Raw genomic sequence first — 19,321 nt, 5'->3', positions numbered from 1 at the left:
TGTAATAAAACCACACAGATGGAGGCTTTGTTTCAGCAATGGCGACGCAGTTTATAAAAAAAATTCTAAGTTCAACGACGGTATTGGCGTTTTGCTTCTCTGGCACCATGGCGTTTGCCGAGCCAAAGCATGGCATAGCTATGTATGGAGAGCCTGATCTACCACCAGATTTTGTGTCCCTACCATATGCTAATCCAAATGCCCCGAAAGGCGGCAAAATTATATCTGGTGAAGGCGGCACCTTCGACAGCTTGAACCCATTTATTCAAAAAGGCTCTGTTCCGTGGCAACTAAGATTTGTGATGGCAGAAAGCCTTATGGGCCGTTCTTACGGCGAACCTTTCACACTTTACGGCGTTTTGGCCGAAACAATTGAGGTTGGACCGAATCGCGAGTGGGCCGAATTTACACTGCGCGAGGGTGCAAAATTTTCCGACGGCACGCCTGTGACCGTTGAAGACGTGATGTGGTCTTATGAGAAACTCGGGACAGAAGGTCACGGGCGCTATGCGTCAATGTGGAAACAGATCGAAACGCTTGAACAAACCGGTCCTAACTCAGTCAAATTTACCTTCAACAACGACAACCGCGAACTTGCTTTGCTGGTCGGTATGCGGCCCATTTTGAAAAAGGCCCAGTGGGAAGGCAAAGACTTTACGCAGTCCGGTTTTGACCAAATCCCAATTGGTTCATCCCCTTATGTGATCTCTGATTTCAAGCCAGGAAGCTTTGTCGAATTCACCCGCAATCCTGACTATTGGGGCAAGGACGTTCCCTTTATGCGCGGTCAGGCAAACCTTGACACCATTCGTTGGGAATTCTTCGCTGACTCCAGCCTTGTGATCGAAGCCTTCAAGGCTGGCGAGTTGAACACACACCGTGAGTTCAACGTGCAAACATGGGATGATCAATACAATTTCCCTGCGATTGAGCGCGGCGATGTGATCAAGTCCATTATTCCACATCAGCGCCCGTCCGGCATGACTGGGTTTGCGATGAACACCCGCCTGCCCCAGCTGCAAGATTGGCGCGTGCGTCAGGCGCTTATCGAAGCGTTTAACTTTGAATACATCAACGAAGTCCAAACCAGTTCGCAACAATCACGGATCACCTCTTACTATTCCAACTCCGTGTTGGGGATGAAAGAAGGTGCCGCAACGGGCAAAGTCGCCGAATTGCTTGCGCCGTTCGCGGATGAATTGTTGCCGGGCGCTTTGGAAGGCTATGAGTTTCCGCAAACTAACGGCACGCAAAACGACCGTAAATCCACACGCCGCGCGCTTGGGTTGTTTGAAGAGGCTGGCTGGACTGTGCAAGACGGTGTGATGAAAAACGGGGACGGCACGTCGTTCACCTTTGAGATCTTGCTGCAAGTTGGTGACGATGAAAACCAATCGATTATCGACACCTATGTGACAGCGCTCGGACAACTTGGCATCACGCCAACTGTCACCGTCGTAGATCGGCCGCAATATCGTGAGCGCTCGGATCGGTTTGACTTTGGCATGACCAACTTCCGTCGCGGACTATCGCTGTCACCTGGCAACGAGCAAAAAGGATACTGGGGCTCAGAAGCCGCCACCACCGAAGGATCACGCAATATCATCGGCATTCAATCCAAAGCGGTTGATACGTTGATCGATACCATGCTGTCTTCAGCCTCTAAGGACGACTTTTTGGCGGCAACGCATGCATTGGACCGCGCTCTAACCTCTGGACGCTATGTGATCCCGATTTATCAGTGGAATATTTCTCGAGTTGCTCACGCAAAAGAGCTAAAGTATCCTGAAACCCTGCCAATCTATGGAGACTGGATTGGGTGGCAACCTGATGTTTGGTACTGGGAAGACAAATGAAAACGATCCTCGCTTTGATTTTTATGGCCACTTTGGCTTCGTGCAGCACTGTTGAAGGCGTTGGTGAAGATATCACCGGCGCGTCACGCACTGTCCAAGGCTGGCTGTGAGTGAGCAGATTTGTAATTTGCATTGTGCTCTGCGCCGCAGTCTCTGGCTGCGGCGTTGCGCGTATCGGGGTTAAAACTGGCGCGAAAGTCAGCAAAGCCGCCGGAAAAATGACAGCCAACGTCATCAATTGATTTTGCACAGCGGTAACGTCACACAAGCGTTACAAACCAAAAGTAAGTGCATTGCATGAATATATTAGTCCTGTGCACGGGCAACTCAGCCCGCTCCATCTTGCTCGAATCCGAGTTGAACGTCGCCTCAAACGGACGGATCACCGCCTATTCTGCGGGATCCAATCCATCTGGAAAGGTTCACCCACAATCGATCACGCTTCTCTCAGCGCTCGGGCGCGACATGTCTGATGCAAGATCGAAAAGCTGGAATGAATTCGAAGGCGACGACGCACCGGTCATGGATGCGGTGATCACAGTTTGCGGTTCCGCCGCTGCTGAAGCCTGCCCTTATTGGCCAGGTGCACCGGTTCAAAGCCATTGGGGCGTTGAAGATCCAGCGGCGGCGGCCCCCGAGGATTGGACAGGCGCTTTTGACACGGCCTATGACATCTTGTCCCGCCGCGCTGCGGCCCTTATCAACTTGCCGATTGAAACACTGGATGCGGCCACGCTGAAAGTGGAACTGGATCGGATTGGATTGGAAAACTTCCATGACCCCTAGCATTTCAACACGCCTTTGGGCCGAATGCGTCGGCACCGCCTTTTTGCTCATCGGCGTTGTCGGCTCTGGCATCATGGCTGAAGCGCTTTCGGGCGGGAACACCGGCGTGGCACTTTTGGCCAATGCCATCGCCACCGGCGCAATGTTGTACATGTTGATCACCACGCTTGGTCCGGTCTCTGGTGCGCATTTCAATCCCGTCGTCACGATGGCTTTCACAATCCGCGGAGAACACGCAGTGAAGGACGCGGCGCCTTATATTGGCGCACAAATCGTCGGCGGCGTTTTGGGCGTCTTTATCTCGCATTTGATGTTTGATCTCGACGTTTTCCAACTGTCGACAACAGCACGCACTGGAACCGGCCAATGGATTGCCGAGATCGTCGCGACCTTTGGATTGATATTTACAATTTTGGGCGGCCTGAGACATCGCCCCGACACCGTGCCGACCTTGGTGGCACTTTACATCACTGGGGCGTATTGGTTCACGGCCTCAACCAGCTTTGCCAACCCTGCTGTGACCATCGCGCGCAGCTTGACCGATACTTTTGCAGGCATCACACCGGCCCACGTGCCGATGTTCATCGCTGCCCAGATCATTGGCGCATTGCTGATGGTGTTTGTTGGCGCGAAGATTTTCAAGCACTGACCCCAAGACAAAAGAAAACCCCCGAGTGCTGTTTGTCGCACTTTTCGGGGGTTCTTTGGGACCAAGCGCCAGTCGTCTTGGGAGGCTTCTGCTCGAGGGGTATCTTGCTAGGTCCTATTCAAAATCTGGTCAGGTTATTTCACGGCGTCTGACGTGCCCATCAGGTACTCGACTTTGCTCAACTCGCCGGTCAGTGGCGTGCCTACTGGCAACCAATCCAACGCACCAGCCGCGATCACCAAAGATGCAATAGCACCCAACACAAGCGTCACGACGGGCAAGCGAAAGCGCTGCACCAATTGTGATGTCTCGATGAAGCCAACTGCGCGGCCTTGGTACGTGGTAAAGGAGCGGTCAGAATAGAAAGCCATGATCGAATTCCTCGTGAAAACGTGTGATGTGCTCAATTAAATCACAAACCAGGCACCGCGTCACGCCGGCCACGCTGTAACAAAATTTCCGCAATTTTAGGTATCAAAATCCATACAAAACAGGAACAAACCAAGAATATATGGAAGTTTGCAAAGTTGCAAACTCCGCAAATTACTAGATATAGGTCAACGAGAACATCCATTGTGGCGAAAAATGTGAGCAGGAAGAATATTTTCCTTTTTGTGAATTTTGCTTTCAATTTGCCGCAAATGCGCTAGCTATGCCGAAACAATGATTAAACGCGCTCAACGCCATCGGACAAAAACCACATGATCAAACTCGACATCTTTTCAGACCCAATTTGCCCTTGGTGCTACATCGGAAAAACCCGCCTTGAAGCCGCACTTGAGCAACGCCCAGACCACCCTTTCGTCGTCGAATGGCACCCGTACCAATTGAACCCTGACATGCCGAAATCCGGAATGGATCGACGCGCATATTTGGAAGGCAAATTTGGCGGCACCGAAGGCGCGAAAACCGCCTACCGCCCTGTCGTAGAAACCCTGTCACAAGAATTGCCCGACGCAGATTTGGCCAAAATCCAACGGACACCCAATACGCTCGATGCGCACCGCCTCATCCATTGGGCTGGTTTGGAAGCAAAACAAACGCTGACCGTTGGCGCCCTGTTCGACGCTTACTTTGTTGAGGGTCGTGATATCAGTGATCACGAAGTTCTGGCGGACATCGCAGATTCAATTGGCATGGATGCCGCAGTCATTTTACGCCTTTTAGGAACTGACGAAGACATCGAGCTTATTGAAAGCCGTGACGCCCACGCGCGCGAACGCGGCATCAACGCAGTGCCGATGTTTGTCATTGCCCAACAACATGCGGTATCAGGCGCGCAAAACAGCGATCTTTGGCTTAATGTAATTGACGAGCTGACAGCGCGCGCCGAAAAGACACAACATTGAGCGTCGATCTCGCGATAGGGCTTTTGGCCTGCTTGGGTTGGGCTGCGATTTTGCTTCACGCGCATTTCAACCCCTCAAGGCGCATCTGGCCGCCACGGCACCCAACATGGTTCACCGTCGTTTGGGCATGGGGATTGACCACCCTAATTTACGTATCAATTGTGCGCTTGGGCGATTGGGAAACCGCCAAACAATCCCTGCCCCCATTTGTACATATTTTTGGCCTCGTTTTGGCAATCGCAGGATCGCTCTATCACAGCTGGGCAACCTCAGCACTTGGGCTAAAAGCAACTTCTGGCTGGCCTGAAGGCGGCTCCTATCCAGTCGCACGATGCACAAAAGGCCCTTACAAACATGTGACGCATCCTCAATATATCGGCCAAAGCCTCTCATTCGTAGGACTTGCTATTGTGGGCGGGTCACTCACTGGGTCACTGGTCGCCGCAGTCGGATGCGCAACTTTGGCGCTCGCATCTTACATAGAGCACCAACATCTCGCTTAGAACCTTCGGACTTTAGTACTATCCCGATACGATCTTGGCGTTTTTGGCCAAGTCTTGAGCGATAGAATAAGCCCCTTTGATCTTGTCGCTGTCGCGCTTCCAATCGCGCCGCACAATGATCTTGTTGTCTTTAACCTTCGCGAGCCCCTTTTGCGCTTGGATAAAGGTCACCAAACCAACGGGACTTGCGTATTTGTCATTGTGGAATTGGATGGTCACACCTTTTGGCCCACCATCAAGTCGCGCAATACCGGCTTCACGACATTTTTCTTTGATACGCACGATGACCAGCAACGTATTGACTTCCTTCGGAAGTTTCCCAAATCGGTCGATCAACTCAGCCGCAAAGCCTTCGAGTTCAACTTTTGTGCGCAAGCCAGACAAGCGACGATACAGACCCAAACGCACATCTAAATCAGGCACATATGTATCAGGAATTAACACAGGCACGCCCAGATTGATTTGCGGCGCCCATTGCCCATCGTCGTCGAAGCTGACTGCCTCGTCACCGGATTTGATCTTGGCAATCGCCTCTTCCAACAGGTTTTGATACAGTTCGAAACCAACTTCTTTAACTTGACCGGACTGCTCTTCGCCCACCAAATTGCCTGCACCACGAATATCTAGATCTTGCGACGCGAGTGTAAAGCCGGCCCCCAACGTGTCGAGGCTGCCCAAAACGCGCAGACGTTTTTCGGCCGTGACTGTCAGCGGCGCGCGCGGCTTGGTGGTCAAATACGCATAAGCACGGGTCTTCGCACGCCCCACACGACCACGAATTTGGTACAGCTGCGCCAAACCAAACATATCCGCACGGTGAATAATCATAGTGTTGGCCGTCGGAATATCGATGCCACTTTCGATGATCGTCGTCGCAAGCAAAACGTCGTATTTGCCGTCATAAAACGCGTTCATCCGATCATCCAACTCCCCAGCAGCAAGCTGTCCGTGACCGACAACAAAGCTGACTTCCGGAACTTCGTTGCGCAAAAACTCTTCGATTTCGGGGATGTCTTTGATCCGCGGCACCACAAAAAACGACTGTCCGCCACGGTAATGTTCGCGCAAAAGCGCTTCTCGCAAAGTGACAGTATCGAACTCGGACACATAAGTTCTGATCGACAAGCGATCCACGGGTGGCGTGCCAATGATCGACAAGTCGCGCACACCGGTCAGTGACATTTGCAACGTCCGAGGGATCGGTGTCGCAGACAGAGTCAACACATGAATGTTTGATTTCAATGACTTAAGGCGTTCTTTGTGCGTAACGCCAAAGCGTTGTTCTTCATCGACAATCATCAAACCGATATTATGAAAACGCACGTTTTTGGCCAAAAGCGCATGCGTGCCGACCACGATATCGACCTCGCCCGAGGCCAAACCTTCACGCGTCAGTGCCATTTCTTTCGTCGACACAAACCGCGACATAGGGCGCACATTGATGGGGAATCCACGGAAGCGCTCAGCAAAAGAACGATAGTGCTGGCGCGCCAAAAGCGTCGTCGGTGCAATCATTGCCACTTGAACGCCACACATCGCGGCGATGAACGCCGCGCGCATCGCGACTTCGGTTTTGCCAAAACCAACATCGCCGCAAATAAGGCGATCCATAGGACGCCCTGCTTCGAAATCGTCCAGAACATCTTCGATCGCGCGCAGCTGATCTTCGGTTTCTGAATATGGAAAACGCGCACAAAAGGCTTCCCACATGTCATCAGGCGGCAACATGATCGGCGCTTTGCGCAAGTGACGTTCTGCCGCAATGCGAATAAGCTTTTCCGCCACCTCACGGATGCGTTCTTTCATCCTTGATTTTTTGGCTTGCCACGCACCACCGCCGAGCTTGTCGAGCATGCCCTCGTCATGGCCATACCGGCTTAAAAGCTCAATGTTTTCAACGGGTAAATAAAGGCGGTCTCCGCCCGCATATTCCAGCAACAAACACTCATGCGCGGCACCTAAGGCCGAAACAACCTCAAGCCCTTTGTATATGCCGACGCCATGTTCGACATGCACGATCAAGTCGCCAGCCGACATGCTGGAGTGCTCAGTTAGAAAGTTTTCAGCGCGTTTTTTGCGACTTGGACGCCGAATAAGCCGATCCCCCAAAACGTCTTGTTCTGAAATAACGGTGATGTGCCCCGTCTCTGTCTTGGCCTCAAACCCTTCATCAAGGGGCCAAATCGCTAAATAGACGCCGCCAATTCCTTCAGGCACATCGCGCCAATCGCCAATTTCAACGGCGCCATTGATATCTTGGTCTTGCAGAAGCGTGGAAATGCGATCACGCGCGCCTTCGGACCAAGAGGCAACAACCACCTGACCGCTTTTACGCTTTTCATTAATATGAACCGCTAAACTCTCAAAAAGGTTCACATTTTCGAGTTGACGTTCTGGTGAAAAGTTCCGCCCAATCGCGCCACCCGCATCGATGACACCAAGCCCCGTAGGCTGGGCCAACGCATGAAAATGCAGCACGCGGCGGCCTTCAATCTCGCGCTCCCAAGCAGCATCATCCAAATACAAAAGCTCTGGCGGACAGGGCTTGTAAACACTGTCCATTCGACCTTTGGCCTTTAGGGCCTCGGCGCGGTTTTCGTATTGATCTTGAATACCTTCCCAACGTGAAAGTCGCGCTGCAGTAGATTGATCATCAAGGGAAATTGTAGCTTTGGGGATATAGTCAAACAGCGTTTCAAGGCGCTCATGAAAATATGGCATCCAGTGCTCTAGACCAGCGTGCTTTTTACCTGCAGATACCGCCTCATACACCGGATCGTCCGATCCTGCGGAGCCAAATTCAATACGATAATTCTGTCGAAACCGCGTGATCGCCGCCTCGTCCAAAATAACCTCAGACACAGGCGTGAACGTCACTTCTTTCAGGCTCGAAGTGGTCCGCTGGCTTGCTGGATCAAACCTACGTAAGCCATCCAGTTCGTCGCCGAAAAAGTCGAGACGCACAGGCAGTTCCTGACCTGGTGCATAAACATCAATGATCCCGCCGCGAATGGCATAATCGCCCGGCTCAACCACAGTTGGCGCTTGCGTAAAGCCCATTCGCACCAAAAAGGCGCGTAAATTGGATTCATTAATGCGCTCACCCACACGCGCGGTAAATGCAGCCTCATTTAAGGTGGTGCGTGCAGGAATACGTTGGGTCGCCGCAGACAAAGTTGTCAACAATATGAAACGCTTGGGAACCGCGCCATGCGCCAAAGCGGCCAATGTGGCCATACGATGCGCAGAAATATCAGAGTTCGGCGACATCCGATCAAAGGGCAAACAATCCCACGCCGGAAAGTCGAAAACAGGCAAATCTGGTGCAAAAAACTTGAGAGCGACACGCAGTGCCGCCAGCCGTTTGTCGTCGCGCGCAACATGAATCACGGGTGCGTCAGATTTGGCGATTTCGCGCGCCAACAAATACGCGTCAAAGCCTTCTGGCGCGCCGCCAACTTGAATGTGGGTGCTGCTGCTCATTGAAATTCTCGCCTAAATGCCTGCTGAGATGTTTTGGTACATGCCCCAAAGCGCCGTCGCAAAAACGGACACCATCGCAAAGATTTGCACGATAATCTTGTGACGCTTAAAAAGCGCATACAATGCTTCACCAGACGGCGCATCACGGCGAATGATCATCGCGGTATTGATATTGAGTAGCACTACAAAACTTATAGGAAAAGCGATCAAAAAGCTGGCTTGAGCAAACTCAAAGCCAAAAAATACTGCCAAGACGAACAGCACCGACAAAACCGACGTCCACAATGCAAACAAGATCAGTTCCGCTAAGAGAGGCAAACTGAACATGCGTCTGACATTGATGCCAACCCATGCTTCAAAATCGGCTAAGGTTTCGCCCCCCTTTTGGGTTGCCAGATAAGCAAAGCCAAAAGGCACGCCAACAACTTGATATGATGCGGCCGTCCATGCACACGCCAAAACCAACCAGTACCAAATGCTGGAAAATGAGCGAATATCAATCCACTCGAATATTGTTTGATACAGGCTCAAAACGGTAATTCTTTCTGATACTATGACGCATTGTGATCACTGATTGGACTTTATGCTGCGCGCGAACAGATTCCCACCCTTGATGAGCAGTAAAATCCATGTCACCTGATAGACTACAATTTGTGCCTCGACAGTCGCGAAAGGACACTCCATGGCAAAAACGATTGCACCATACCCAGCCACGCGGCTGCGCCGCACGCGCAAGATGGCAGCTCTACGCGGTTTGGTCCGTGAAAACGCGCTTGAGGTTGATGATTTGATCTGGCCTGTCTTTGTGCAAGACGGGGAAAACAAACGTACTGCCATTCCTTCCATGCCTGGCGTGGACCGGCTTTCGATCGACTTGCTGGTTCAAGCTGCCACCGAAGCCTACGACCTTGGAATTCCCGCGATTTGCCTTTTCCCTTACATCGAACAAGACCTTAAGACCGAAGATTGCGCTGGAGCCTGGGACCCAAACAACCTTGTGAACCGCGCCATTCGCGCCATCAAAGCAGCCGTTCCCGAGCTTGCTATTATGACCGATGTGGCGTTGGATCCCTACAATATAAACGGGCACGACGGCTTTGTTGTCGACGGTGAAATTGTCAACGATTTGACTGTTGAGGCGTTGGTGAAAATGGCCGTCGCACAGGCCGAGGCTGGCGCAGACATAATCGGTCCGTCGGATATGATGGATGGGCGCATCGGCGCCATTCGTCAGGCGCTTGAAGCCGCGAACCACACCAACGTGACCATTATGTCGTATTCTGCCAAATATGCTTCGGCATTTTACGGCCCGTTCCGCGATGCGGTTGGCGCAACTGGCGCGCTGAAAGGCGACAAGAAAACCTATCAGATGGACCCCGCCAACACTGACGAAGCGTTGCGCTTGATCGAACGCGATTTATCCGAGGGCGCAGATATGGTGATGGTCAAACCTGGGATGCCCTATTTGGACATCTGTAGATCGGTTAAGGACCAATTTGGCGTGCCGACATTTGCCTATCAAGTGTCTGGTGAATACGCGATGATTGCTGCAGCAGCGCAAAATGGTTGGATCGATCGTGAAAAAGCGATGCTTGAAAGTCTGATGTGCTTCAAACGGGCGGGTTGTAACGGGATATTGACGTATTTCGCGCCAGACGTCGCGCGGTTGTTGGCGAAATAAACGCAAACAGGCCTTAGACAAGGCCAAATTGTTTCAAATTTTCGCCGATTTCGCCCGTTTTGCAGGTTAGGCAATGACAAACCCTGTAGGGCCATAGTATCGTATATCCAAAGAGGCCAAAGAGCCTCGTTCATGAGGAATTGCGCCATCCCGGCGCTTAAACAAAAGGCAGTCCAATGACCAAATCAATGGCATTCACAGGCAAACAGGCAACATCCAAATCAAACCGCCGCACATTCATGATAGGCCTCGGCGCGACAGGTCTTTTGTCGGCTTGTGGCAACGGTGTACAGGGCCAAGGCGGTGAACGCATTGATGCCCGCGCAGATGCATCACTCAACTATTTGTTCGAGACATTTCCAAACACGCAGGACATCCGCGACAAATCTGTCGGCATGTTGGTCATGCCATTGGTGACCGAAGCAGGATTTGGCCTTGGTGGTTCTTATGGACGTGGCGCATTGCGCGTGAACGGGGCGACAGTGGATTACTACTCCGCAGCGCAGGCTTCGTTTGGATTGCAAATTGGTGCGCAACAATACGCACATGTTCTATTTTTCATGACAGATAACGCGTTGCAAACCTTTAGAACCTCTTTGGGATGGGCCGCAGGCGCTGACATTGAGTACGCGCTCAGAGAGCAAGGTGGCAATATTTCGGCAGAAACCACCACATCACTGTCGCCCGTCATTGCGGTGGTCTTTGGTCAAGCTGGCTTGATTGCGGGTGCGACTGTTGAAGGCACAAAGTACACGCGCATAATCCCATAGGGATTATTTACACATAAAACAAAATCTTAATGTGAAAAGTTAAAGCATGACTTGAAGAGATAGGCCCTAGGGAACGGTCTCTTCAAGCACGCCGTCCATGCTCATTTGCGCGTAAAGCAACCCCTCGCGCAGACCACGATCCGCGACAGACAAGCGATCCGTCGGCCACAAACGCAGCAATGCCTGTAAAATTGCAGACCCAGACATGATCAGCTCTTGGCGATCGCGACCAATACGTGGATCGCGCCGCCGCCCCTCAGGTCCAAGATTGAGATATTCACGAATAACACGGTCAATCTGTTCCGAGGTCATGCGCAGACCATCAACCTTATTGCGATCATACCGGCGCAATCCCAAATGAGACGCCGCCACAGTGGTCACGGTGCCGGATGTTCCGATAATCTGAAATCCCTCGCGGCAGGCCTCATTCGCATAAGGCGCGAAATCTGCGAGTTTTTCCTCAAACAGCCACGACATCAATGCAAAGCGCGCAGAGTCATCTTCGACGTCTTGGAACTGATCTTTCAACGTCGCAACGCCGAGCGGAACAGAAATCCAGTCCACCACTTTCGCATGCGGAAATGGGCTGTCAGTGTTTTGAAATCCGCGGTGCAGTCGCATAATCGCACGCGGGCGCTCAACCGGTGGCACAGACGACAGATCGATCCAAACCAATTCGGTCGACCCCCCGCCAATATCAACAACCAAAAGCTGCTCGGTCTTGGTCGACACCAAAGGCGCGCAAGAAATCACGGCAAGGCGCGCTTCTTCTTCGGTTTTGATGATTTCCAAATCAATGCCAACTTCGCGACGCACAGCGCGCAAGAAGTCACGCGAATTGCGGGCTCGACGACAGGCTTCTGTCGCGACGAGTCGCATGCTTTTCACGTCGTGTTTTTCAAGCTTTTTGCGACACACTTTTAGCGCTTGAATGGTGCGCGAAATCGACGACCTAGACAAACGCCCAGTGCGTTCCAGACCCGCGCCAAGCTGGACGGATTTGGAAAAACTATCCACCACATGAAACTGACTGCCCTTCGGTTGGGCAATCAACATGCGGCACGAATTTGTGCCGAGGTCCAGCGCCGCATAAAGTTGCGCAGGATCGACTGTTGCAGGTGCGAGAGGCTCGACCGCTTTGGGGAACGCGACCGCACCAGTGGGACGCTTGGGCGCCATATCACACGCCCTCCATTTTGAGTTAAATTGACCTTACGCGCAAAATTGGAGGGGCTGCAAGCCTTGTAAGCACCAGAAGTTATCACGTTTTTGGTGATCGTGGCGCTACAGCGTGTCTTTCATTCATAACCTTCTTGAGAATTTTTCCAAAGACTTGGGGAAACACAGGTCTGGCGTAGCGATGCCCTTTTCTTTAAGCCCTAGTTCAAATGTATTTCTTAGCTTGAGGCCCCTCATGTCTGAACTGACAATCATCTATTGGCGTGACATTCCTGCACAGGTCCGTGTGGGCCGAGGCCGCAAAGCCGCCCGCGCCGTTTTGCCCGAACGCTTTGAGCAAGCCATCGACCGTGTTGCAATGCGCATCGGCGCCACAGATGGCGATGCCTACATGGCCGAATGGCGTGATGTGGCTGGAGGTGCAGTCGAAGGCGATCTTCAAGCCGCAGCCGACGAAAAAGCCGCAGAATTGGACGCGGCCTTTGACAAAGAGACACTCAAAGCCATCATAGACAACGACGGCGTGGCACCTGCCGCATAGCGCCCACAGAACAACTTGGCCCGACCACGCGGCCAAAACCCCCTTATAAGGACGACCCAAATGACCCGCACAGTGATCGAAAGCAAAACAAAAACCGTTGTGATCGGCTTTGACGAGCCGTTTTGCGTCATCGGCGAACGTATCAATCCAACTGGGCGCAAAAAGCTAGCGGCTGAATTGGAGCTTGGCGATTTTTCCACCGTGGAAAAAGATGCGCTGGAACAAGTGCTGTGCGGCGCGAATATTTTGGACATCAATTCTGGCGCTGTGTTTTCCAACAAAATGGCCGAAGACCCCCGTTATGCCGACAACAACTTTGTTGAGCCGCCCTTGATGCGCGAATTGATCTCGCGCGTTCAGGCCATCGTGGATGTGCCTTTGTGCATCGACAGCTCTGTGCCCGCCGCTTTGGAAGCGGGGCTTGAAGCCTCAGAGGGGCGCCCATTGTTGAATTCGGTGACCGGCGAAGAAGAGCGCCTGGAACTGGTTTTGCCTTTGGTGAAGAAATACAACGTTCCTGTTGTGGCAATTTCCAACGATGACACGGGCATTTCTGAAGACCCAGATGTGCGCTTTGCTGTGGCCAAGAAGATCGTCGAACGAGCGGCTGATTTCGGCATTCCTGCCCATGACATCGTGGTCGATCCGCTTGTAATGCCCATCGGTGCGATGCGCACAGCTGGCCAACAGGTGTTCACTTTGGTGCGTCGCCTGCGCGAAGAGCTTGGCGTTAACACCACCTGTGGCGCCTCAAACGTCTCATTTGGTCTGCCTAACCGTCACGGCATCAACGCTGCGTTCTTGCCTATGGCCATTGGCGCGGGCATGACCTCTGCGATTATGAACCCTGTGCGGATGCAGGAAATGGAAGCCATTCGCGCGACCAACCTGTTGATGAACCACGACCCAGACGGCACGCAGTGGATTGCGTTCAGCCGGATTATGGATTCTGTTGCGGCGGGTGCGTCTTTTGTGGATGCGGCTAAAGAGGCAGCTTCAGGTGGTGGCGCAGGTGGCGGACGTCGCGGTGGCGGGCGTCGTCGTCGCGGTTAACATACATCAATTGAGGACAGCCAAATGACGCGTTTAATCGCCCTAAACAAACCTTTCGATGTGCTGTCGCAATTCACCGACAAAGGGCTTGAGGGCACCAAGCGCGCCACCTTGTCTGACTACGTCAAAGTACCCAGCGTTTACCCCGCTGGGCGGCTGGATCGGGACTCTGAAGGGTTGCTGTTGCTTACCGATGACGGCGCATTGCAGGCGAAGATTTCGAACCCGAAAAACAAGATGCCCAAAACCTATATCGCGCAGGTTGAAGGCGAGATTTCGGATGAAGCCATCGATCACCTGCGCCGTGGCATTGAGCTGAAAGACGGTCTCACCCGTCCGGCCAAAGCGCGCCGCGTGGCAGAGCCCAAAATGCTGTGGGAACGCACCCCGCCCGTGCGCTACCGCAAATCTGTGCCAGACAGCTGGCTGGAACTGACAATCTCTGAAGGGAAAAATCGCCAAGTGCGCCGCATGACGGCCCATGTGGGCTTTCCCACCCTGCGCCTTATTCGCGTGGCCATCGGTCCTTGGACAATTGCCGGTCTGAAAAACGGTGAATGGCGCGATGTTGAACCGAACGACCTGAAATAACAGTTGAAAAGAGCCCCCATGAGCGACGCGTCCCAAGACACAAGCCCTGCGCAAGATCCTTTGGTGATTTTCACGCCCTCCGGAAAACGCGGGCGCGTTCCCAGTGGCACGTCTGTGTTGGCCGCAGCGCGTCAGCTTGGGGTCGATCTGGATTCTGTATGTGGCGGACGTGGTGTCTGTTCGAAATGTCAGGTGCAACCGTCTTTTGGCGATCACTCCAAACACGGCATCACCGCCAACGCCGACGCTTTGACCGAATTCAACGCGGTCGAAGAGCGCTATGATCGCGTGCGAGGCTTGAAAACAGGACGACGTTTGGGCTGTCAGGCTTGCGTGACGGGCGATGTGGTTTTGGACGTGCCGCCCGAAAGCCAAGTGCACAAACAGGTGGTGCGCAAAGCCGCCACCACGCGTCATATCGAAATTGACCCAGCCACACGTCTTTACTATGTCGAAGTGGCCGAAGCCGACATGCACGACCCCTCGGGCGATTGGGAACGCACTGAAATCGCATTGAAAACCCAGTTTGATTTGGACGGGATCGCCCTGCCCTTTGCCCTACTCGCCCCTCTGCAAAAAGCGCTTTTGGACGGCAAAAACACTGCCACTTTGGCTGTTCATACAGCACGCGCTGGTGCCACCAAGGTTGTGGGCGTTTGGCCGAAATTTGCGGAGCCAAATCTGTACGGCCTTGCGGTTGACCTTGGATCAACAACCATCGCAGCACACTTGACCAATTTGGTCACAGGCGAAGTCAAAGCCTCTGGCGGCGTGATGAACCCGCAAATCCGCTTTGGCGAAGACCTGATGTCGCGCGTGTCTTACGCGATGATGAACGAAGGTGGTGCGGCTGATATGACCGTGGCCGTACGCGACGCGATGAACGCGCTGGCTGCTGAGTTGACCGCTGAGGCTGGTTTGGCTGTCACCGATATTTTTGAGACCGTGTTTGTGATGAACCCTGTGATGCATCACCTGTTGCTTGGGCTTGATCCTATTCCTTTGGGGCAAGCGCCTTTTGCGCTAGCGACCTCTTCGGCGATGGATCTGGAAGCCAGCGATATCGATCTCAATTTTGCCCCCCATGCGCAGGTCTATATTCTGCCCTTGATTGCAGGCCATGTGGGCGCAGATGCTGCTGCTGTGGCCCTATCTGAGGCGCCGCAAACCGTGGATCCGCTCACGTTGATCGTTGATGTGGGCACCAATGCTGAGATCATTTTAGGAAATAAAACCCGTGTCTTAGCCTGTTCTTCGCCCACAGGCCCCGCCTTTGAAGGCGCGCAGATTTCAAGCGGCCAACGTGCCGCTCCTGGGGCGATCGAGCGGGTCGAGATTGATCCCGTTACCAAAGAGCCACGCTTCAAAGTGATCGGCTGTGATCTTTGGTCCACCGACTCTGAATTTGCCGTGCAGACCGCCACTACGGGCGTATCGGGCATTTGTGGCTCAGGCATTATCGAAGCTGTCGCCGAAATGCGCATGGCTGGACTGCTCGACGCGGGTGGATTGATTGGCTCCGCCGAGCAAACCGGTACGCCAAGATGCCGCCCAACAGGTCGCACGCACGCGTATTTGGTGTTTGACGGATCGGCCGACGGTGGCCCTGTGATTGAAGTCACCCAAGGGGACATCCGCGCCATTCAGCTCGCGAAATCTGCGCTTTACGCTGGTGCGCGCTTGTTGATGGATGAGTTTGGAACCGACACGGTTGAGCGTGTTGTTCTTGCTGGGGCGTTCGGTGCACATATTTCACCGAAGCATGCGATGGTCTTGGGGATGATCCCAGACTGCCCGTTGGAGGATGTCACATCCGCAGGTAATGCCGCTGGCACGGGCGCGCAAATTGCGCTGTTGAACGTAGCGGCGCGTCGCGAAGTTGAGGCTTTGGTGCATGTGATCACCAAAGTTGAGACTGCGATCGAACCGCGGTTCCAAGAACACTTTGTAGCGGCGAATGCTATCCCACATGCGACGGCGCCCTTCGATGGATTGCGTGCCATTGTACCCCTGCCCGAGCCTTCGTTTAATGCCGGAGGTGGCGACGGTGCACGCGGGCGCAGAGGTCGGCGACGCGGGTGATTTGACGGCTTGACGCACCGCGCGCGAGCCCCTAATCAAAGAAAACATGAGCGGGTATGGTGAAAAGGTATCACGGCAGCTTCCCAAGCTTTAGTTACGGGTTCAATTCCCGTTACCCGCTCCAATTTCACAACAGCATTTTCAATCTCTCGACGTAACGTCGGGCTGTCCCCTCTATCTAAGCTCCCGTAGCGTTTGAAAAAACGGGAGACATGAATGAGCGACTTTCTAACCACTGCCAATGACGACCTTTTGCGGCGTCTTGTAGGCGAAGACTTCACCAAATCGGTCAGTCTGCGCATCAAAGACATCGGTAATATCTTTATTTCAGGCTCTGAGGCACGTGTGTCTGACGATCAAGCGGATTGCGCCATTTTTTCCTCGGAAGAAACACTGACCGACATCATGAACGGCGCGCTCAACCCGATGAAAGCCGTGATGTTTGGCAAGCTTAAGGTCAAAGGCGACGCGGCCACCGCGATGAAATTTGGCAATCTTTTTGCATAAAAAAGCCCGCAGGTTTGCGCCTGCGGGCTTCGTAGAATGCACATTCGAAAGCGTTACACTTTCAGAATGTTCACAAGATTGAGCGTAGAGCCATCTTTGCCTGCACCATCTTCTTTGCCCGCCAAAACAGGTTGCAGTGCGACGGCCAATTCTTTGCCAAGTTCAACACCCCATTGGTCAAACGAATTGATACCAAGAACCACGCCTTCAACGAACACGCGGTGCTCATACAGAGCAATGATTTGGCCAAGGACAAACGGCGTCAGTTTATCATACACCAAGGTCGTTGTTGGGCGATTGCCAGGGAAGACGCGGTGACGCGCTTGGCGGTCAAGTTCATCACCCTCAAACCCTTTTGCCGCCATGATGGATTGCGCCTCTTCCAATGACCGACCGCGCAAGAGTGCTTCGGACTGTGCGAGGCAATTGGACACAAGCAATTCATGTTGATGCGCAAGATCATCTTCATGGCCGTATTTTCCAACCATAAATTCGCACGGGATGACCCGCGTGCCTTGGTGAATCAGCTGGTAAAACGCGTGTTGACCGTTGGTGCCAGGCTCACCCCAGACAACGGGACCAGAATGGAAGGGCAAATCTGCGCCGTCCATCGCAACACGTTTTCCGTTACTTTCCATTTCGAGCTGCTGCAAATACGCAGGCAAACGCACAAGGCGTTGCTCATATGGCAAGACAGCGCGCGTGGCGTAGCCGCACACCTGATTGTGCCAAAGTCCGGTTAACGCCAACAGCGCGGGAAGGTTTTCGTCCCAAGGTGCCGTTTTGAAATGCGTATCCATCGCCTGTGCACCGCGCAAAATCTGCTTGAAATCATCCGGTCCGATTCCAAGCATCAAAGGCAAACCAATTGGACCCCAAAGCGAATAACGCCCGCCGACCCAATCTTCAAAGCCAAAGACCAAATCAGGGTTGATCCCAAAGGCCGCAGTCTTGTCTTGTGCTGTTGACAGCGCAGCGAAATGACTGGAAACGCCCGTCTCACCAACCTTTGCCACAAGCCACTTTTTCGCGGTTTCGGCATTGGTCATCGTTTCGATGGTGGTGAATGTTTTCGACGCAACCAAAACAAGCGTTGTTTGTGGATCGAGGTCTTTCAGAATGTCATGAATATGCGCGCCATCGACGTTGGACACAAAATGGCAGTGCGGCCCGTCGCTGTAAGGTTTGAGCGACTCGTAGGCCATCACGGGGCCAAGATCAGACCCGCCAATGCCGATATTGACCACATCTGTAAACGCTGCACCAGAGGACGATGTAATGTCACCGTTGCGGACACCGTTTGCGAATTCTGTCATACGTGTCAATGTGTTAAGAACGTCATCCATGACGCCTGAACCATCGACGAAAATGTCATCGCCATCCAAGTTGCGCAAAGCTGTGTGCAAAACAGCGCGGCCTTCAGTGTCGTTGATCTTGGCGCCAGTAAACATTTGATCGCGCTTGGTTGCGACATCGGCCACGTCCAATAGATCGAACAGCGCGGCCTTTTGCTGCGCATCTAGGTTGGTTTTGGAATAGTCAAAAAACAACCCATCCGCTTGTGCTGAAAACGTCTGCGCACGGGTGGAATCTGCGTCGAACAGATCCAAAATATGACGACCTTCCGCTGCTGTGTTCAAGATTTTCAGTCCGGTAAAATCAACGGCCATTGTGTCTCCTCTCAGGGTCTAAACCCATCCTGTATTTTGATCTGTTCTAAGGGGCCCAGTGCACCTGAGATCCACGTAAGAACGCAGAAATTGGCGCCTCTAGTGGCTGCAACTTGGACGCTTTTTCCAATGCTTCGCGCTTTTCCGCGCCCGTGATAAGAATATGCGTCGATACGGCCGATTTCAGAGCTTTCGCTGACAAGGTAATCCGCGGCTCCGGCGCTCCGGGCGCGCGCATCGCAAGCAATGTAGGCGCAGCATCAGACAACCCAAGTTCCAGCTGATCAGCACCTGGGAAAAGGCTGGCTGTGTGCATATCGGTGCCCATGCCCAGAACCAAAACATCCAATGGCAGAGCCGCATCCACTGCAGGCATCAATCCATCCAAGCCATCTTCTGGCGTTGGAACGTCTGTAAAGAGCGGGATCAAATTTGCGCCAGCCGCGTTGCCAGTGACAAGGCGACGTTTGAGCAAGGCGGTGTTGGACCTATCAGACGTTTCAGGCACCCAACGTTCATCACTGAGCAGCACATCAACACGGTCCCACGCCAAATGAACACCCGACAGAGTGTCAAAAATCGGGCCTGGGGTTGTTCCGCCTGGAACGCACAAAGACGCAC

General features: G+C 53.1%; 20 protein-coding genes and 1 tRNA gene. 15 read left to right on the top strand and 6 right to left on the bottom strand.

The genetic code is table 11. The annotated features are described in order from the left end of the window. Positions 1-38 precede the first annotated feature (38 nt). The 5 genes from ABF287_RS08045 to ABF287_RS08025 are packed head-to-tail and all read left to right on the top strand — an operon-like array spanning position 39 to position 3,291. The gene (locus ABF287_RS08045) at positions 39-1,856 is read left to right on the top strand and encodes an extracellular solute-binding protein (protein WP_347184492.1); all 1,818 of its coding nucleotides are present in this window, start codon (positions 39-41) and stop codon (positions 1,854-1,856) included. Continuing rightward, complete coding sequence (locus tag ABF287_RS08040) at positions 1,853-1,966, top strand: entericidin EcnA/B family protein (protein WP_347184491.1); 114 nt, start codon at positions 1,853-1,855, stop codon at positions 1,964-1,966. Before ABF287_RS08045 ends, ABF287_RS08040 begins: the two co-directional genes overlap by 4 nt. Beyond that, complete coding sequence (locus ABF287_RS08035; protein ID WP_347184490.1) at positions 1,967-2,098, top strand: hypothetical protein; 132 nt, start codon at positions 1,967-1,969, stop codon at positions 2,096-2,098. 55 nt (positions 2,099-2,153) lie between these two features. After that, positions 2,154-2,642 carry an arsenate reductase ArsC gene (locus ABF287_RS08030; RefSeq protein ID WP_347184489.1) on the top strand — a complete coding sequence of 163 codons (489 nt, stop codon included), beginning with the start codon at positions 2,154-2,156 and terminating at the stop codon, positions 2,640-2,642. Continuing rightward, positions 2,632-3,291, top strand: a complete 660-nt coding sequence (locus ABF287_RS08025) for an MIP/aquaporin family protein (protein WP_347184488.1) — start codon at positions 2,632-2,634, stop codon at positions 3,289-3,291. The genes ABF287_RS08030 and ABF287_RS08025 overlap by 11 nt, the downstream gene beginning before the upstream one ends. A gap of 134 nt (positions 3,292-3,425) precedes the next feature. On the opposite strand, the gene ABF287_RS08020 is transcribed toward ABF287_RS08025, so the two are convergent. After that, positions 3,426-3,662: a hypothetical protein gene (locus tag ABF287_RS08020; protein WP_347184487.1), complete on the bottom strand. Its 237-nt coding sequence runs from the start codon at positions 3,660-3,662 to the stop codon at positions 3,426-3,428. A 330-nt stretch (positions 3,663-3,992) separates the two neighbouring features. On the opposite strand from ABF287_RS08020, the gene ABF287_RS08015 reads away from it, so the two are divergent. Together ABF287_RS08015 and ABF287_RS08010 are read left to right on the top strand one after the other, a co-directional pair. After that, on the top strand, positions 3,993-4,640 hold the full coding sequence (locus ABF287_RS08015) for a DsbA family oxidoreductase (RefSeq protein WP_347184486.1): 648 nt from the start codon (positions 3,993-3,995) through the stop codon (positions 4,638-4,640). Continuing rightward, positions 4,637-5,143: a methyltransferase gene (locus tag ABF287_RS08010; protein ID WP_347184485.1), complete on the top strand. Its 507-nt coding sequence runs from the start codon at positions 4,637-4,639 to the stop codon at positions 5,141-5,143. Before ABF287_RS08015 ends, ABF287_RS08010 begins: the two co-directional genes overlap by 4 nt. A gap of 18 nt (positions 5,144-5,161) precedes the next feature. Here ABF287_RS08010 and mfd read toward each other — a convergent pair whose 3' ends face one another. Continuing rightward, positions 5,162-8,626 (bottom strand): transcription-repair coupling factor, encoded by a 3,465-nt coding sequence (mfd, locus tag ABF287_RS08005; RefSeq protein ID WP_347184484.1) that lies wholly within the window; start codon positions 8,624-8,626, stop codon positions 5,162-5,164. A gap of 12 nt (positions 8,627-8,638) precedes the next feature. After that, positions 8,639-9,157, bottom strand: coding sequence for a component of SufBCD complex (locus ABF287_RS08000; protein ID WP_347184483.1), 519 nt, complete (start codon positions 9,155-9,157; stop codon positions 8,639-8,641). A gap of 151 nt (positions 9,158-9,308) precedes the next feature. Between ABF287_RS08000 and hemB the strand changes: the two genes are divergently transcribed. Next, positions 9,309-10,307, top strand: a complete 999-nt coding sequence (gene hemB / locus ABF287_RS07995; RefSeq protein WP_347184482.1) for a porphobilinogen synthase — start codon at positions 9,309-9,311, stop codon at positions 10,305-10,307. Positions 10,308-10,483: 176 nt separating this feature from the next. Further along, positions 10,484-11,077, top strand: a complete 594-nt coding sequence (locus tag ABF287_RS07990) for a YSC84-related protein (protein WP_347184481.1) — start codon at positions 10,484-10,486, stop codon at positions 11,075-11,077. Positions 11,078-11,143: 66 nt separating this feature from the next. On the opposite strand, the gene ABF287_RS07985 is transcribed toward ABF287_RS07990, so the two are convergent. Continuing rightward, positions 11,144-12,256, bottom strand: coding sequence for a Ppx/GppA phosphatase family protein (locus ABF287_RS07985; RefSeq protein WP_347184480.1), 1,113 nt, complete (start codon positions 12,254-12,256; stop codon positions 11,144-11,146). 235 nt (positions 12,257-12,491) lie between these two features. Between ABF287_RS07985 and ABF287_RS07980 the strand changes: the two genes are divergently transcribed. The 6 genes from ABF287_RS07980 (at position 12,492) to ABF287_RS07955 (ending at position 17,030) form a co-directional block, all read left to right on the top strand. Beyond that, positions 12,492-12,797 (top strand): virulence factor, encoded by a 306-nt coding sequence (locus ABF287_RS07980; RefSeq protein ID WP_347184479.1) that lies wholly within the window; start codon positions 12,492-12,494, stop codon positions 12,795-12,797. A gap of 60 nt (positions 12,798-12,857) precedes the next feature. After that, positions 12,858-13,850: a methyltetrahydrofolate cobalamin methyltransferase gene (locus ABF287_RS07975; protein WP_347184478.1), complete on the top strand. Its 993-nt coding sequence runs from the start codon at positions 12,858-12,860 to the stop codon at positions 13,848-13,850. Between the two features lie 24 nt (positions 13,851-13,874). Beyond that, entirely contained in the window at positions 13,875-14,441 is a 567-nt protein-coding gene (locus ABF287_RS07970) for a pseudouridine synthase (RefSeq protein ID WP_347184477.1), read from the top strand. A gap of 18 nt (positions 14,442-14,459) precedes the next feature. Then, on the top strand, positions 14,460-16,523 hold the full coding sequence (locus tag ABF287_RS07965; RefSeq protein WP_347184476.1) for an ASKHA domain-containing protein: 2,064 nt from the start codon (positions 14,460-14,462) through the stop codon (positions 16,521-16,523). 50 nt (positions 16,524-16,573) lie between these two features. Next, positions 16,574-16,647, top strand: a tRNA-Gly gene (locus ABF287_RS07960). A gap of 92 nt (positions 16,648-16,739) precedes the next feature. Beyond that, a complete protein-coding gene (locus ABF287_RS07955; RefSeq protein ID WP_347184475.1) occupies positions 16,740-17,030 on the top strand; it encodes an SCP2 sterol-binding domain-containing protein in 291 nt (96 codons plus the stop codon). A gap of 53 nt (positions 17,031-17,083) precedes the next feature. Here the strand turns inward: ABF287_RS07955 and pgi are convergent, their stop codons facing one another. Together pgi and pgl are read right to left on the bottom strand one after the other, a co-directional pair. After that, on the bottom strand, positions 17,084-18,700 hold the full coding sequence (gene pgi / locus ABF287_RS07950; protein ID WP_347184474.1) for a glucose-6-phosphate isomerase: 1,617 nt from the start codon (positions 18,698-18,700) through the stop codon (positions 17,084-17,086). A gap of 46 nt (positions 18,701-18,746) precedes the next feature. Beyond that, positions 18,747-19,321: 6-phosphogluconolactonase (gene pgl / locus ABF287_RS07945; protein ID WP_347184473.1), on the bottom strand; the 575-nt coding region annotated here is incomplete at its 5' end.

Source organism: Pacificibacter sp., from assembly GCF_039769035.1.
Classification (GTDB): Bacteria; Pseudomonadota; Alphaproteobacteria; order Rhodobacterales; family Rhodobacteraceae; genus Celeribacter.
Note: the sequence above shows the minus strand (reverse complement) of the source record. Positions and strands in the feature narration are given on the sequence as shown.

What these genes read in the sequence shown, in the direction of transcription:
- ABF287_RS08045 (WP_347184492.1), top strand. Translation starts at nt 39, where the DNA reads ATGGCGACGCAGTTTATAAAAAAAATTCTAAGTTCAACGACGGTATTG.
- ABF287_RS07975 (WP_347184478.1), top strand. Translation starts at nt 12,858, where the DNA reads ATGACCCGCACAGTGATCGAAAGCAAAACAAAAACCGTTGTGATCGGC.
- ABF287_RS07980 (WP_347184479.1), top strand. Translation starts at nt 12,492, where the DNA reads ATGTCTGAACTGACAATCATCTATTGGCGTGACATTCCTGCACAGGTC.
- ABF287_RS07955 (WP_347184475.1), top strand. Translation starts at nt 16,740, where the DNA reads ATGAGCGACTTTCTAACCACTGCCAATGACGACCTTTTGCGGCGTCTT.
- ABF287_RS07990 (WP_347184481.1), top strand. Translation starts at nt 10,484, where the DNA reads ATGACCAAATCAATGGCATTCACAGGCAAACAGGCAACATCCAAATCA.
- pgi (WP_347184474.1), bottom strand. Translation starts at nt 18,700, where the DNA reads ATGGCCGTTGATTTTACCGGACTGAAAATCTTGAACACAGCAGCGGAA.
- ABF287_RS07985 (WP_347184480.1), bottom strand. Translation starts at nt 12,256, where the DNA reads ATGGCGCCCAAGCGTCCCACTGGTGCGGTCGCGTTCCCCAAAGCGGTC.
- ABF287_RS08025 (WP_347184488.1), top strand. Translation starts at nt 2,632, where the DNA reads ATGACCCCTAGCATTTCAACACGCCTTTGGGCCGAATGCGTCGGCACC.
- ABF287_RS08040 (WP_347184491.1), top strand. Translation starts at nt 1,853, where the DNA reads ATGAAAACGATCCTCGCTTTGATTTTTATGGCCACTTTGGCTTCGTGC.
- mfd (WP_347184484.1), bottom strand. Translation starts at nt 8,626, where the DNA reads ATGAGCAGCAGCACCCACATTCAAGTTGGCGGCGCGCCAGAAGGCTTT.
- ABF287_RS08030 (WP_347184489.1), top strand. Translation starts at nt 2,154, where the DNA reads ATGAATATATTAGTCCTGTGCACGGGCAACTCAGCCCGCTCCATCTTG.
- ABF287_RS08015 (WP_347184486.1), top strand. Translation starts at nt 3,993, where the DNA reads ATGATCAAACTCGACATCTTTTCAGACCCAATTTGCCCTTGGTGCTAC.
- hemB (WP_347184482.1), top strand. Translation starts at nt 9,309, where the DNA reads ATGGCAAAAACGATTGCACCATACCCAGCCACGCGGCTGCGCCGCACG.
- ABF287_RS08020 (WP_347184487.1), bottom strand. Translation starts at nt 3,662, where the DNA reads ATGGCTTTCTATTCTGACCGCTCCTTTACCACGTACCAAGGCCGCGCA.
- ABF287_RS07965 (WP_347184476.1), top strand. Translation starts at nt 14,460, where the DNA reads ATGAGCGACGCGTCCCAAGACACAAGCCCTGCGCAAGATCCTTTGGTG.
- ABF287_RS07970 (WP_347184477.1), top strand. Translation starts at nt 13,875, where the DNA reads ATGACGCGTTTAATCGCCCTAAACAAACCTTTCGATGTGCTGTCGCAA.